The organism is Brachybacterium sp. AOP43-C2-M15, from assembly GCF_052446295.1.
Lineage (GTDB): Bacteria > Actinomycetota > Actinomycetes > Actinomycetales > Dermabacteraceae > Brachybacterium.
Window position 1 is genome coordinate 1 of the sequence record NZ_JBQSWB010000006.1, and the last position, 14,668, is coordinate 14,668.

Consider the following 14,668-nt stretch of genomic DNA (forward strand, 5'->3'; position numbering starts at 1 on the left):
TCATCACGACCTGCACCGCGGACAAGGCCCGCAACACGATCCTCACCGCGGACCAGGTGCGCCCCGGGGTGCACGTCAACGCGATCGGCGGCGACTGTCCCGGCAAGACCGAGCTCGACGGCCGGATCCTCGACTCGGCGCGGGTCGTCGTGGAGTTCACCCCGCAGACCCGCATCGAGGGCGAGATCCAGCAGATGGCCCCGGACTTCCCCGTCACCGAGCTGTGGGAGGTGCTCACCGGCGTCGCGCCGGGCCGGCGCGACGAGCAGGAGGTGACCGTGTTCGACTCCGTCGGCTTCGCGATCTCCGACTTCTCGGCGCTGCGCTGCGCCCGGGAGGCGACCGCGGGCACCGAGCTCGAGGCGTCGGTGGACCTGGTGGCCCGGCCCGACGACCCCAAGGACCTGTTCTCCCTGGTCGACGTCCTCGCCCCGGTGAGCTGACGATGAGCGGACAGGCCCCCGCGAGCGCCGTCCTGGTCCGCCCCCACCGCTTCCGTCCGAACCCGCAGACCGCGGTCGACAACGCCTTCCAGCACCGCCTGGCCGCCTCGCCGCCGCAGATCGCGGCCCGCGCGCGCGACGAGGTGGACGGCCTGGCCCGGGTGCTGGGCGCGGCCGGCGTCGAGGTGAGGGTGTTCGACGACAGGAGCGGGGCGACACCCGACAGCGTCTTCCCGAACAACTGGCTGTCCACCCACGCCGACGGCACCGTCGTGCTCTATCCGATGTGCGCCGCGAACCGGCGGGCCGAGCGGCGAGAGGACGTCATCGCGCACCTGCGCGAGAGCTTCGTCGTCGACCGGGTGCTGGACCTCTCCGGGTACGAGCGGGAGGGTCGCTTCCTCGAGGGCACCGGGGCGATGGTGCTCGACCACGTGGGGCGTCGCGCCTACGCCTGCCGCTCGGCGCGTCTCGACCCCGATCTCTTCGCCCGCACCTGCGCGGAGCTCGGGCTCGAGCCGCTGCTGTTCGAGGCCCTCGACTGTCGCGGCGTGCCCGTCTACCACACGAACGTGCTGATGAGCGTGGGGGCGGAGGTCGCCGTGGTGGGCAGCGGCATGATCCGCGACCTCGCCCAGCGGGGCGCTGTGCTGGGCGCCCTGCGCGACAGCGGTCGGGAGGTGGTCGAGATCGCGGAGGAGCAGGTGGCCGGGTTCCTCGGGAACTGCCTCGAGCTCAGCGGCAGCGAGGGCCCGGTGCTGGCGATGTCGGAGCGGGCCAGCGCCCAGCTCACCCCCGCGCAGCGGCGGCGGATCGAGCGCCGCTGCCGGATCCTCACCGCCGCGGTGCCGACGATCGAGGCCGCCGGCGGGTCGGTGCGCTGCATGATCGCCGGCATCCACCTGCCGCCCCGCGCCCCGGCCACTCAGCCGGGCCGGGAGCGGAGCACGGGACGTTGCCTCCCCCTCCCGCTCGGGGTACCGTCGGCGCAGGTGTGATGCGAGCGACGACGAGGTGGATCGTGATCAGCGCTGTTCTCTTCTCCGCGGGTCCCGGTGGCGGGATGCCATGACCGCCACGAGCTGGTCACCGACGGATTCGGCCTATCAGGCGCGCCTGCTGCGCGCCCATGAGGACCTGCGCGCGATCACCTCGCCGCATGCCGAGGACGGCCTGGTGCGCGAGGCTGTCCTGGCCTCCTGGCGCCGCTCGCTCGAGGCCCTGCCCGGCCCCGACGCCGCCGCGCGCGCCGCGATCGAGGGCGAGGAGCTCGCGGAGGTGCGCCGGCACCACGTGTTCGCCGACCTGCTGCCGCTGCTGCGCTCGCGCCTGATCGATCCGGCCGTCGAGGCGGGGCTCATGGTCGCTCTCGGGGACGCCCGCGGCCGCCTGCTGTGGGTCGAGGGCAGACCGCAGATGATCTCCCGCGCCGACGACATGGGCTTCGCCGTCGGGGCCGACTGGTCCGAACCGGCCATGGGCACCTCAGCACCGGCACTCGCCCTGGCCACCTCCTCCTCGATGCAGGTGGTCGGCGCCGAGCACTTCCACGAGGCGGTCCACCCCTGGAGCTGCAGCGCGGTCCCCGTGCTCCATCCCCATACCCGCGAGACCCTCGGCGTCCTCGACGTCACGGGCAGCGCCGAGGCGGTCGCCCCGCTGGTCCTCCCTCTGCTCGAGGCGACCGCCCGGGCGGTGCAGGACGAGCTGCGCACCCGTCTGGGCGCGGCTCCCCCGCCCGGCGCGGAGCAGACCCGCGCGGCCCCCGCGCGACGCACACGGATCCTCCCTCGCGCCGCGGCCGAGCTGCTCCTCACCGGACGCCGCACGCCGCAGCTGCGCCAGGGCGATCGCACCATCGAGCTCAGCGGCCGCCACGCCGAGCTGCTCGCCCTGCTGCATCTCAGCGCCGACGGCATCACCGGGGCCGAGCTCGCCGAGCGGCTGCACGGGACCGCGAGCGCGGAGGGCACGGTGCGCGCCGAGGTGGTGCGCCTGCGCAAGGTGCTCGCCGCCGTCGACGGGCTCGAGATCGCCTCCCGCCCGTACCGGCTGCTGGGCGACCTCGACAGCGATCTCCTGCGCACCCGTTCCGCGCTCGCGCACGGCGACCTCGATGCCGCGCTCTCCCACGGCGGCGGTGACCTGCTGCCCGGCTCGTCGGCCCCGGAGATCGAGGACCTGCGCCGCAGCACCGGCTCCCACCTGCGCGAGCTGCTGCTCGAGAGAGGGAGCTGGAGGCAGCTGTGGCGCTTTGCGCAGCGCCCCGAGGCCGACGGGGACCTCGACATCCTGATGGCGGTCCTCGAGCTCGCGCCGCCCGACGCCCCGGAGCGGGCGGCCGCGGTGGTGCGGGCCCAGGAGCTGCGCGGCGAGGTCGCCTGAAGGTCTCCTCCCGTCGCTCCGCTCCCGGCACCTCGCACGGCGGCAGCGCCCGGTGCGGCGCTCGACTGCGACGTCCGGCGGCAACGTCTCACGGCGGCGTCCTGCCGCGACATCCGACGTCGGCGTCCGGCAGCAGGGCGTCCGGCAGCAGGGTCCCGCTGCACCGTCCCGCTGCAACGTCCGCGCAACGTGACGCGGGTTACGGTCTATGGCAACCGACGACGCCGTCGGCGCCCGCAGGCACCCGGCGTCGGGACGGACGTCCGCGATCGCGACGAAGGGAACGCCATGACTGTCTACGCACGACCGGGAACCGAGGGCTCGAAGGTCACCTTCAAGCCCCGCTACGAGAACTACATCGGCGGCCAGTGGGTGCCGCCCGTCAAGGGCGAGTACTTCGAGAACCCCACCCCCGTCACGGGCGAGGTGTTCACCGAGGTGGCCCGCTCCACCGCGGAGGACGTGGAGCTGGCGCTGGACGCCGCCCACGCCGCGGCGCCGGCCTGGAACACGACCTCTCCCGCCGAGCGCGCGGTGATCCTCAACAGGATCGCCGACCGCATCGAGGAGAACCTCGAGATGATCTCCGTCGCGGAGACCTGGGACAACGGCAAGGGGATCCGGGAGCCGCTGAACGCGGACATCCCGCTCGCGATCGACCACTTCCGCTATTTCGCCGGGGCCATCCGCGCCCAGGAGGGCTCCCTGTCCCAGCTCGACGACGACACCGTCGCCTATCACTTCCACGAGCCGCTGGGCGTGGTGGGGCAGATCATCCCCTGGAACTTCCCCATCCTCATGGCGGTGTGGAAGCTCGCCCCGGCGCTCGCGGCCGGGAACTGCGTGGTGCTCAAGCCCGCCGAGCAGACCCCCGCCTCGATCCTGGTGCTCATCGAGCTGATCGGCGATCTGCTGCCGGACGGCGTGGTCAACATCGTCAACGGCTTCGGCGCGGAGGCCGGCAAGCCGCTCGCCTCCAACAAGCGGATCTCGAAGATCGCCTTCACCGGCGAGACCACCACGGGCCGCCTGATCATGCAGTACGCGAGCCAAAACCTCATCCCGGTGACGCTGGAGCTGGGCGGCAAGAGCCCCAACATCTTCTTCGCCGACGTGGCCTCCGAGAAGGACTCCTACTACGACAAGGCCCTCGAGGGATTCGCGATGTTCTCCCTGAACCAGGGCGAGGTGTGCACCTGCCCCTCCCGCGCCCTCGTGCAGGAGAGCATCTACGACTCCTTCGTCGCCGACGGGCTCGAGCGCGTGAAGGCCACGACGCAGGGCGACCCGCTGGACACCGACACGATGATCGGTGCGCAGGCCAGCAACGACCAGCTCGAGAAGATCCTGTCCTACATCGACATCGGGAAGCAGGAGGGCGCGACGCTGCTCACCGGCGGCGAGCGCGCCGACCTCGGCGGTGACCTCTCCGGCGGGTACTACGTGACCCCCACGGTGTTCGAGGGGGACAACTCGATGCGGATCTTCCAGGAGGAGATCTTCGGGCCGGTGCTCGCGCTGACCCGCTTCAGCGACTACGACGACGCGATCTCGATCGCCAACGACACCCTCTACGGGCTCGGCTCCGGCGTCTGGAGCCGGCAGCAGAACACCATCTACCGCGCGGGCCGCGCCATCCAGGCCGGGCGCGTGTGGGTGAACAACTACCACTCCTACCCCGCCCACGCCGCCTTCGGCGGCTACAAGTCCTCCGGCATCGGCCGTGAGAACCACCTGATGATGCTGGACCACTACCAGCAGACGAAGAACCTGCTGGTCTCCTACTCGGAGCAGAAGCTCGGCTTCTTCTGAGATCCGTCCGATCAGCCGTCCGACGGGGGCGGCGGTCCGCGCCGCCGGCGCCATGCCCCGCCCTCGTCGGGCCCCTCACCGGGGCACCCCTGTGATCACGAACGGTCCGTCGGCACCCTGCCGACGTCCCGCCCTCACCCCCTGCCCGGCACCGGGCTGACCAAGGAGAGAGACATGAGCACCACCATGACCGCCGCCGTCGTCCGCGAGTTCGGACGGGACCTCGCCGTCGAGGACTACCCTCTGCCGGAGCCCGGCCCCGGCCAGGCCCTCGTCAAGCTGATCTCCTCCGGCGTGTGCCACACCGACCTGCACGCCGCCGAGGGCGACTGGCCCATCAAGCCCTCCCCTCCCTTCGTGCCCGGCCACGAGGGCGTGGGCACGGTCGAGAAGGTCGGCGAGGGCGTCACCGACGTAGCGGTCGGCGACACCATCGGCAACGCCTGGCTGTGGAGCGCCTGCGGCGACTGCCAGTACTGCCGCACCGGCTGGGAGACGCTGTGCGAGGAGCAGCAGAACGGCGGCTACAGCGTGGACGGTTCCTTCGGCCAGTACATGCTGGTGGACACGAAGTTCGCCGCCCGCATCCCCGAGGGAGCGGATCCCTACGAGATCGCGCCCGTGCTGTGCGCCGGCGTCACCGTCTACAAGGGGCTCAAGCGCACCGAGGTGCGGCCCGGCCAGTGGGTCGTGATCTCCGGCATCGGCGGGCTCGGGCACATCGCCGTGCAGTACGCGGTCGCGATGGGCATGCGCGTGATCGCCGTGGACATCGCCCAGGAGAAGCTCGACCTCGCCACCGCGCACGGTGCAGAGATCGTGGTCGACGCGAGCGTCGAGGACCCGGTCGAGGTCATCCAGGAGAAGGTCGGGGGCAGCCACGGCGTGCTCGTGACCGCCGTGCACCCCCAGGCCTTCGGCCAGGCGATCGGGATGACCCGCCGCGGCGGCACGATCGTGTTCAACGGCCTGCCCCCGGGGGACTTCCCCGCCCCCATCTTCGACATCGTCCTCAAGGGGCTCACGATCCGCGGCTCGATCGTGGGCACCCGCCAGGATCTCGCCGAGGCCATCGAGTTCTACGCCGCCGGGAAGATCCGCCCCACCTACTCCAAGCGCGCCCTCGAGGACGTCAACCAGGTGCTCGCGGAGATGAAGGAGGGCAAGATCGACGGCCGCGTGGTCATCGAGTACTGAGCCGCCCGAGCGCCGCGCGGTCACGAGCGCCGAGCGGTCCGCTCACGGCCGACGGGCCCGGTCGTCCCTCGCGGGACGGCCGGGCCCGTCGTTCGTCACGGGGCGGGCGGGTGCCTCAGGAAGGCCGGTCCCGCCCCTCCGATCGGGACCGCCGGGGGTGGGTGCCGCCCTTGTCGAAGACGCCCCGGGTGCGGTTGATCGTGTAGTCGATCCGAGTGTCCACGCGATGATCGACCTGCTCGCCGAAGGCCTCGTCGAAGTCCTCGGCGAGGCGACCGCTGAACTGCTCGTACCGGGCTCGCAGCGCCTGCTGGTCCCGCTCCGCCTGGTCGGCCTTCAGGCTGCGCATGGTCGCCACGGCCATGGCCAGCAGGATGATGCTGAACGGCAGTGCGGTGGCCAGCGCCGCCGCCTGGATGGCCTCCAGACCGCCGGCCAGCAGCAGCGCGATCGCGACCGCGCCCTCGAGCAGCGAGAACGTGACGCGCGACCACATCGGCGGGTTCGGGTGGCCTCCGGAGGCCAGCATGTCGATCACCAGCGAGCCGGAATCGGAGGAGGTGATGAAGAAGATCGCGATCAGGAAGATCGCCGCGATCGACAGCACCCCGCCCACGGGGATCGAGCCCAGGGACAGGTCGCCGAGGATCTCGAACAGGGCACCCTCGACGGCGATGTCCTCGCCCTCGGGGACGATCGGATCGTCGGAGAACAGCTGCCGGTGGATGCCGGAGCCGCCCATCACGGCGAACCAGAAGAAGCCGACGATCGACGGGACCAGCAGCACGCCGGCGATGAACTCGCGCACCGTGCGGCCCTTGGAGATCCGGGCGATGAACACGCCGACGAAGGGCGCCCAGGAGATCCACCAGCCCCAGTAGAACAGGGTCCAGGTGGTGGACCATGCCTGCCCGTCGGCGCCCTCGAAGGCCCCCACGTCGAAGGTCATGTTCAGGGCGTTGGCGAGATAGGCGCCCAGGGACTGGATGAAGTTCTGGAACAGGAAGACCGTCGGGCCCAGCAGCAGCACCGCGAGCAGCACGACCGCGGCCAGCGAGAGGTTGATGTTCGAGAGCCACTTGATGCCCTTGCCCAGGCCCGAGACCACCGACAGGGTCGCGGCGAAGGTGATCGCCACGATCAGGATCACGAGCAGGGTGTTGTCGGCGGTCTCGACGATCCCGATCGCCTCCATGCCCGCCCCGATCTGCTGCACGCCCAGGCCCAGCGAGGTCGCGACCCCGGCCAGGGTGCCGAAGACGGCGAGGATGTCGATGAGGTCGCCCATCCAGCCCTTGACCCGGTTCCCGAGCAGCGGCTCGAGGGCCCAGCGGATCGAGACCGGACGGCCGCGACGGTGGATCGCATAGGCGAGCGAGAGCCCGATCACCGCGTAGATCGCCCAGGGGTGCAGGCCCCAGTGGACGAAGGTCTGCGCCATGGCCAGCTGCGAGAGCGCGGCGTCGTCGCCGCCGCCCCAGCCGGGCTTGATCTCGCTGGTGACGTAGCCGAGCGGCTCGCCGACACCGTAGAACACCAGGCCGATGCCCATGCCGGCCGCGAACAGCATGCAGAACCAGGTCAGCACCCCGAACTCGGGCTTCTCGTCGTCCTGCCCCAGGCGGATGGTCCCGTACCGGGAGAAGCACACCACCAGCGAGAAGACGATGAAGACGGCCACCGCCAGCATGTAGTACCAGCCGAGGTTGCCGACGATCCCGTCCTGGACGCTGAGCAGCACGCGCCCGGTGGCTCCCGGGAAGAACACGGCGACCGCCACCACGGCCAGCACCGCGATCAGCGAGGGCAGGAAGACGGCCGGGGCGACGTCGAACTTCCCCAGCCGGACGCCCTGGGCCTTCAGCTTCGCGACGATCTGATGGTCGTCGTCCTCGTCCTCGAGGGGCGCGGCGACCGTCTCGGACAGGTCTCGCTCCTGCACGGCGGCGAGGGCGGTGTCGTCCTGGCCGGGCGGGGGCGGTCCGGTCTCCCGCGCCGGAGGATCCTCGGGCGGCGTCTGGCTCATCACGGCCTCTCCCCCGAGGACCGCCGACAGGCTGGAGCGCCCCGCGGTTCCCGGGTGTCTCTCGGAATGTGCACGTCGAGTCCCCAGACTACAGACCGGCGCCCGGCGGACCGGATCCCGTGGACCGACGGCGCGCGGCGCGAGTCCCGCGCCCCGCGCACCGGCACGGGACGCACCGGCGCGGGACGGGGGAAGTCCGTCGGTATCGCTCCGGCGGGAGCCTCCCTCGGCCTACCCTGGAACCAGAGCACTCCTCGACCCCTGCGCGATGCGCCCCACGACGGGAGATGACGACGATGCCCCACCTGCTCGATGTGCCCGGCATGAGCCGATGGATCCAGCGCGACGGCCCCGAGAGCATCCTGTCCGGCCTGGCCCGGGTGCTCGAGGAGGATCTGCTCCGCTGGACCTCCTTCGAGAAGATCCCGCGCGTGGCCAGCCACACCCCGTACGGCGTGATCGAGCTGATGCCGATCACCGACGGGCACCTGTACTCCTTCAAGTACGTCAACGGCCACCCGCTGAACCCCGCGCGGGGGCTGCAGACCGTCACCGCCTTCGGGGTGCTCGCCGACGTGGACAACGGCTATCCGATCTTCTTCGCCGAGATGACCCTGCTGACGGCGCTGCGCACAGCGGCGCAGTCGGCGCTGGCCGCGCGCGAGATGGCCCGCTCCGGCGCGCGGGTCCACGCCCTGATCGGAGCGGGTTCGCAGGCGGAGTTCCAGGCCCTTGCGTTCCGGGCGCTGCTGGGGATCGACCGGCTGCGCGTCATGGACCTGGACGGCGGCGCCGTGGAGAAGGTGCGACGCAACCTCGAGCCGCTGGGCTTCGAGGTGGTGCTGTGCGAGTCGGTGGACGAGGCGGTGGCGGGGGCCGACGTGATCACCACCTGCACCGCGGACAAGGCGCGCACCGCCGTGCTGCACCGCGACCAGGTGGGGCCCGGCGTGCACGTGAACGCGATCGGCGGGGACTGCCCGGGCAAGACCGAGCTGGATCCGTCGCTGCTCGAGCACGCCCGGGTGGTGGTCGAGTTCGCCGAGCAGACGCGCAGCGAGGGCGAGATCCAGCAGCTGCCGCCCGAGTTCGAGGTCGCCGAGCTGTGGCAGGTGCTCAGCGGCGAGGCCGCCGGGCGCACCGACGACGAGGAGATCACCGTCTTCGACTCGGTCGGCTTCGCCCTCGCGGACTTCTCGGCGCTGCGCTACGCCCAGCAGGCGACCCGGGGCGCGGAGCTGCTCTCGTGGATCGACGTGATCGCCGACCCGGACGATCCCAAGGACCTCTTCTCGCTGGTGACCGCCGCTGATCGCTGAGCGCGGGCTCAGCCCTCGCGGACCGGCTCGACGGCCTCGGCCGGCTCGCGCACCAGCTCGGTGCCCGTGGCGCGCCCGAGCCGGTTCATCAGGTGGTAAATGATCAGCGTCGCGAGGGTCCCCAGCGCGATGCCGGTCAGCTCCATGCCGCCGAAGGTCCAGGTGACGTTCGCGATCCCGACCACCAGGGCGACGCCCGCGGTGAACTGGTTCTTGGGGCGGGAGAAGTCGACCTTGCCGTCCACCCACATGCGCACGCCCACGATGCCGATCAGGCCGTAGAGCACGAAGGTCACGCCGCCCAGCACGCCCGGGGGGATGGTGAAGATCGCGGCGCCCACCTTCGGGGACAGCGAGAGGCCGATCGCGACGACACCGGCCACCCAGTAGGCGGCCGTGGAGTAGACGCGGGTGGCGCTCATGACGCCGATGTTCTCGCCGTAGGTGGTGGTGGGCGAGCCGCCGAAGCCCGCCGAGAGCGCGGTGGCGAGGCCGTCCGAGGACAGGGTGCGCCCCACCATGTGATCGAGGTTCCGGTGGGTCATCAGGCCCACGCTGGTCACGTGGCCGACGTTCTCGGCCAGCAGCACCAGCACGACCGGCAGGAACATCGGCAGCAGGCCGAGCTGGAAGGTCGGGTGGTGGAACTCGGGCAGGCCGAACCAGGCGGCCTCGGCGACGGGGGCGAAGTCGACCTCACCCCGCAGCACGGCCACGAGGTAGCCGATCAGCACGCCCAGCAGCACGGAGACGCGGCCCAGCAGCCCCCTGAACAGCGCCGTGCACAGCACCACCGCGAACAGGGTGATGGTCGCGGTGAGCGCGGACTCCTGGAAGTTCTCGTAGGCCGTCGGGGCGAGGTTGAAGCCGATCAGGGCGACGATCGAGCCCATCACCACCGGCGGCATCAGCACCGTGATCCAGCGGGTGCCGATCCGCTGGACCAGCAGACCCAGCGCGGCCAGCAGCAGACCGGTGATCATCACGCCGCCCAGCGCCGCACCCATCGAGTGGGACTGCGTGGCCGCGGTGATGGGGGCGATGAAGGCGAAGGAGGAGCCGAGGTAGCTGGGGACCCGGTTCCGCGTGATCGTGAGGAACAGCAGGGTGCCGATGCCGGAGAACAGCAGCGTGGTCGAGGGCGGGAAGCCGGTGATCAGCGGGACCAGGAAGGTCGCGCCGAACATGGCGACCACGTGCTGGGCGCCGATGCCGATGGTCAGCGGCCAGGCGAGGCGCTCCTCGGGCAGGACGATCGCGTCGGGGGCGATGGTGCGGCCGTCGCCGTGCAGTCTCCAGCGGAACATGGTTCTCCAGGGGGTGAGGAGGGAGAGGGGGGAGGGAGAGGAGACGCTCGCGGCGGGCGCGGCTCAGCGACCGGGGAAGGTCTTGCGGCGAGCGGTCTCGGCGGTGACGTCGGGGACCCGGTCCAGCAGCGAGACCCGGCCGCCGTCGCGCGCGCGGAAGTCGGCGAACATCCGGCCGACGTCGGGAGCGCCGAACTCGTCGCGCACCGGGGCGGGGACCGTGAGCATCAGGGCGATGGCGAGGCCGATCACGAGGGCGACGCCCCCGGTGACCAGTCCCGCGCCCGCGGCCATGGCGAGCGAGTTGACGATGACGTCGAGGAAGCCGACGACCACCAGCACCAGCGCCGAGACCACGCCGCTGGCGCGGGCGCTGACCGCCTGGCGGGACAGCAGCGAGGTGCGGCCGACGAGGGACACGACCACGAAGCAGGCGCAGACCACGGCGTCGATGAGATGCAGGACGGGGCTGCCCGGAGCCTGCCCCGCGGTCGCGGCGGCAGCGGCCATCAGGTGCCAGAGCACGGCTGCGGTGTGCATGATCGCGCTGAACTCGAAGGCGCGCACCGAGTAGACCAGCCAGTCGGTGCGGCGGAAGGAGACCGGCATCGAGCGCACGAAGGACCGCGAGATCATCAGGCCGAAGGCGGCGACGAGGTAGGGCAGGTAGACGTATCCGGAGGCGGCGCTCAGCGCGGCCGCGAACTGCAGACCGAGGGTGTTGTCGGCGAGCGCGGCGATCACGAGCGCGGCCACCACCCCGGTCGAGAACACGTACCAGGAGCGCTCCCTGCGCAGCGCGGCGACCAGCACGATCCCGATCAGGAGGGCGGAGACCATCGTGTTGGCGAAGGTCATGAGCGAGTAGGCCCACCCGGTGGTGAACACACGGCCGACGATCATGACCAGCGCGAGCAGCAGCGTGAGCGCGGCGGCCGCGGCCACGGCGAGCAGGAGGGTCCGCGCCACCCGGCGCGCCCTCGCCTGGGGGAGATAGCCCTCGTGGGCACGCGGCTCGATGCCGAGCACGCCGCCGAGCAGCAGCAGGGACACCCCGATCCCAATGCCCACCGGCGGGCCCTCGGGGAGGGAGGCGAACAGCTTGGGCAGCGAGAGCACCAGGTCCGTGGCGAGGACGGCCACGGCGGTGAGCAGGGCCGGCAGCATGCCGACCATCCGCAGCACGCGGATCACGGCGAGAGGGGGCGTCTCGGGGACCCAGCGCAGGAGGTGCACGAGGACCAGGGCCACGAGACCGGTGCCGATCGCGATCTTCCCGGCCAGGTCCAGGCCCGGGCTGTGGCCGAGCGTGAAGGTGGTGGTCAGTGCCGTCGCCAGGCAGATCAGAGCGGCCACGTCGCGCAGCGCGTCGAACACGCCGAGGTCGCGGAAGCGGTCGGGGAGCACGAACCCGTTCAGCGGGATCTCGTCCTCCTCCGCGTTCGGGGTGGTGCCCGAGCGGGCGTAGGAGACGGTGCGGGGGCGGGCCAGCGGCGCGACCAGCTCGTCGTCGTCCAGGACCTCGCCGTCCTCGCCGAGAGCCGGGATCGCCCCGGTGACGGCGTCGGGCTCCGCACCGGGCAGGGTCGTCGCCGACCTCCCGGGCCGTGCTTCGCCGGGCGCCGCACCGGCGCGCAGCGCCTCGGGGTCGAGGTCGCTGAGGTCGACGGTCTCGCCCTCCCCCGGCGGGAGCGTCGGCTCGGCGGCGCGACGGGCCAGCAGCGGGGTCGCATAGCGGTCGAACTCGGCGCGGTCCGGCAGCCTGTCGGTGGGCAGGCTGTGGGGATCGTCGACGGCGAAGATCCAGTCCGCGTCCTGGGGGTCGTCCTCGCGCGGATCCCGCTCCATAGACCTGCTCTCCTGCCGTGCTCCGTCCGGGCATATGCGTCTCGCATCCTAAGGAGGAGCACGGCCCCTCGCCGGTCGGCGCGCCGAGGGCATGGTGCGCCGTGCGTCTCAGCCGAGCTCCCGCGCCCCTACAGATGCAGTCGCGTGGCGAGCTCGTGCCGCACCGCACCGCCCCGCACGGTCAGCAGCAGCACCACGGTGAGCACGCTCAGCCCGCCGCAGATCGCCGAGGGGATCACGGTGCCCACCCACCCCAGGGCGAGGAACACGATCGGGGTGAGGCCCAGCAGCACCGTCAGCCCGCTGTAGACGACGTAGTCGCCCACCTCCATCCGGATCACCCGCACGATGATCAGCAGGCCGATGATCGAGGCGGCGCACAGGATCGGCACCACGTAGGTCAGCGACCACGCGCTCCAGCCCGTGAGGTAGTCCCAGTACACGCACACCCCGCCGGCGAGCGTCACCAGATACACGATGGACTTGGCGATGTTGCGGCGCTTGGTCGCCGCCACCACGACCACCAGCCAGGTCGCGGCGATGCCGAGCCACACCGAGCGCAGCGCGCCGATGCCCTCCTGGTCGGGACGGAACAGCAGCTGGGCGAGGAAGGACAGGGCGATCACCGCCAGCGAGGTCAGGGTGAGGACGCGCAGCACGCGACGGCGGGTGAAGCGCAGCGGCACGGCCGGGTACGGGCTGGGCGCTGCGGCGCCCTCGAGCGCCGTGCCGCACAGCGGGCAGCGGGCCCAGTCCCCCTCGACGCGGACTGTGCAGTCGGGGCAGCTCCTCATCGCCCCACCTCCGCGAGCTCCGCCTCGGTGGTCCGCGACGCGGCGAGGGACACCTCGATCCCCGCCTCGGCGAGCAGGCGGGCGTACTCCCGCACGTGATCGTTCTCCACGAAGGGCGAGGTGAAGGAGATCGTGAGCAGGTCTCCGTGGGAGATGGCGCAGAACTGCGGGCGCGCCGCGGAGACGTGGAAGAGCATCCGCCCCACATGGGACGCGGCCGGCTCGGGCAGCGTCACCCGGCCGAGGTTCGAGATCGCGACCGTGAGCGAACGGTTGTTCGCCCGGTTGACGAGGCTCAGCAGCGTGTCCTTGAGGGGGCGGGGCACGATCCGCGCGAAGGGCGAGCGCTCGACCCGGATCAGCCGGTGCAGCTTCTCCTCGAGCGCCTCCGGGGTGGCCTCGGCGCTGAAGGACTCCTGGAGGCGGCGCGCGACCGCCCCGAGGGAGTCGTCGCCCTCGCCGTAGGTGTGCTCCACCGTGATCGTCGCGAAGAAGTTCCGCGCCGAGGTGGAGGGGAAGAACTGGCGCAGGTTCACCGGCACGGAGGCGGTGAGGGTGGCAGCGCCCGCGGCGCCCGCCGGGGTGCGGCGGATCGCCGCGAAGAACAGGGCGGTCAGGTACATCGACATGGCCGCACCCTCGTGCTTGGCGAGGGCCAGGACGGGCCGCGCCGGCATGGTGAGCTCGAGGACGCGGGTGCGGTGGTCCGGAGTGCGGGTGCCGCGCACCCGGTGGACCCGACGGGCCGGCGGGGGTGCGGCGGGCGCCCACGGGGCGGGCGGCGGCGCGGCGCCCTCCTGCACCGGCGAGCTCCCGGCGGTGGGGCTTCCTGCGGTGGGGCCCTCCGTGATGACGGCCTCTGCCTCCTCGACCCTCAGCACCGCCGGCGCGGCCTCGCGGCTGAACTCCTCCTCGTGGGAGACGCGCGCGCGCCGGGCCCGCCGGCGCCGACGGAAGTAGTGGGCGAAGGAGTCGGTGGTCAGCTCGTGCACCTCCTCCGCCGCCTGCGCCCCGTCGCCGGCGGGGACCTCCTCGGGCGGCGGGTCGGGGTGCTCCGGGGACCCGGGTGCCCCCTCCGGGAAGCGTCGACGGGTGTAGGCGTCCAGCAGGTCGGTGAGGAACCACAGCGCCCCGGTGCCGTCGGAGAGGGCGTGGAAGACCTCGAGGCTGACGCGGCGGCGGTGATGGACCACCCGGAACAGCAGGGTGCGGCGGTCCGCCTGGTAGATCGGGGCGCAGCTGTGCTCCGTCTCCTCCTCCGCCACCGGCCGCAGGTCGCTGTCCTGGAGGTAGTACCAGAACACGCCGCGGCGCAGCACCGCGTGGTAGAGCGGGAAGCGCTCGAAGGTCGCGTCCAGCGCCTGTTGCAGCAGCGCGGGGTCGACCTCGTGGTCCAGCTCGGCGCTCATGCGGAACACCTTGGTGTCCACGTCGCTGCGGGCGGCGAGGAAGATGTTCGAGGCGTTGTCCAGCCGCACCCAGCGGCGACGATGCCGCTGCGGGCTCATGCCAGGCACCTCGTCGGCCGCGCCCTCAT

The 14,668-nt window shown here is 71.9% G+C and carries 10 protein-coding genes and 1 pseudogene; 6 read left to right on the forward strand and 5 right to left on the reverse strand.

The features are described 5' to 3' along the window. The 5 genes and pseudogenes from ACT3SP_RS07790 to adhP all read left to right on the forward strand — a co-directional run. Positions 1 to 443: pseudogene (locus ACT3SP_RS07790) on the forward strand (ornithine cyclodeaminase); the annotation flags it as partial. A gap of 2 nt (positions 444 to 445) precedes the next feature. Next, on the forward strand, positions 446 to 1,441 hold the full coding sequence (gene ctlX, locus ACT3SP_RS07795; protein ID WP_444586700.1) for a citrulline utilization hydrolase CtlX: 996 nt from the start codon (positions 446 to 448) through the stop codon (positions 1,439 to 1,441). A 70-nt stretch (positions 1,442 to 1,511) separates the two neighbouring features. Then, on the forward strand, positions 1,512 to 2,828 hold the full coding sequence (locus ACT3SP_RS07800) for a helix-turn-helix domain-containing protein (RefSeq protein ID WP_444586701.1): 1,317 nt from the start codon (positions 1,512 to 1,514) through the stop codon (positions 2,826 to 2,828). Between the two features lie 288 nt (positions 2,829 to 3,116). Next, positions 3,117 to 4,640 (forward strand): aldehyde dehydrogenase, encoded by a 1,524-nt coding sequence (gene adh, locus ACT3SP_RS07805; protein ID WP_444586702.1) that lies wholly within the window; start codon positions 3,117 to 3,119, stop codon positions 4,638 to 4,640. Between the two features lie 174 nt (positions 4,641 to 4,814). Beyond that, the gene (gene adhP, locus ACT3SP_RS07810) at positions 4,815 to 5,837 is read left to right on the forward strand and encodes an alcohol dehydrogenase AdhP (protein ID WP_444586703.1); all 1,023 of its coding nucleotides are present in this window, start codon (positions 4,815 to 4,817) and stop codon (positions 5,835 to 5,837) included. A 115-nt stretch (positions 5,838 to 5,952) separates the two neighbouring features. Here the strand turns inward: adhP and ACT3SP_RS07815 are convergent, their stop codons facing one another. Then, the gene (locus tag ACT3SP_RS07815) at positions 5,953 to 7,863 is read right to left on the reverse strand and encodes a BCCT family transporter (RefSeq protein WP_444586704.1); all 1,911 of its coding nucleotides are present in this window, start codon (positions 7,861 to 7,863) and stop codon (positions 5,953 to 5,955) included. A gap of 296 nt (positions 7,864 to 8,159) precedes the next feature. Here ACT3SP_RS07815 and ACT3SP_RS07820 point away from each other — a divergent pair, with 296 nt between their 5' ends. After that, complete coding sequence (locus ACT3SP_RS07820; protein WP_444586926.1) at positions 8,160 to 9,182, forward strand: ornithine cyclodeaminase; 1,023 nt, start codon at positions 8,160 to 8,162, stop codon at positions 9,180 to 9,182. An 8-nt stretch (positions 9,183 to 9,190) separates the two neighbouring features. On the opposite strand, the gene ACT3SP_RS07825 is transcribed toward ACT3SP_RS07820, so the two are convergent. The 4 genes from ACT3SP_RS07825 to ACT3SP_RS07840 all read right to left on the reverse strand — a co-directional run bounded on the left by ACT3SP_RS07825 (position 9,191) and on the right by ACT3SP_RS07840 (position 14,639). Further along, positions 9,191 to 10,489, reverse strand: a complete 1,299-nt coding sequence (locus ACT3SP_RS07825) for a uracil-xanthine permease family protein (protein WP_444586705.1) — start codon at positions 10,487 to 10,489, stop codon at positions 9,191 to 9,193. 63 nt (positions 10,490 to 10,552) lie between these two features. Then, positions 10,553 to 12,337: a DUF7937 domain-containing protein gene (locus ACT3SP_RS07830; RefSeq protein WP_444586706.1), complete on the reverse strand. Its 1,785-nt coding sequence runs from the start codon at positions 12,335 to 12,337 to the stop codon at positions 10,553 to 10,555. Positions 12,338 to 12,465: 128 nt separating this feature from the next. Then, the gene (locus tag ACT3SP_RS07835) at positions 12,466 to 13,131 is read right to left on the reverse strand and encodes a DUF6320 domain-containing protein (protein ID WP_444586707.1); all 666 of its coding nucleotides are present in this window, start codon (positions 13,129 to 13,131) and stop codon (positions 12,466 to 12,468) included. Next, a complete protein-coding gene (locus ACT3SP_RS07840; protein ID WP_444586708.1) occupies positions 13,128 to 14,639 on the reverse strand; it encodes an alcohol acetyltransferase in 1,512 nt (503 codons plus the stop codon). The genes ACT3SP_RS07835 and ACT3SP_RS07840 overlap by 4 nt, the downstream gene beginning before the upstream one ends. Positions 14,640 to 14,668 lie beyond the last annotated feature (29 nt).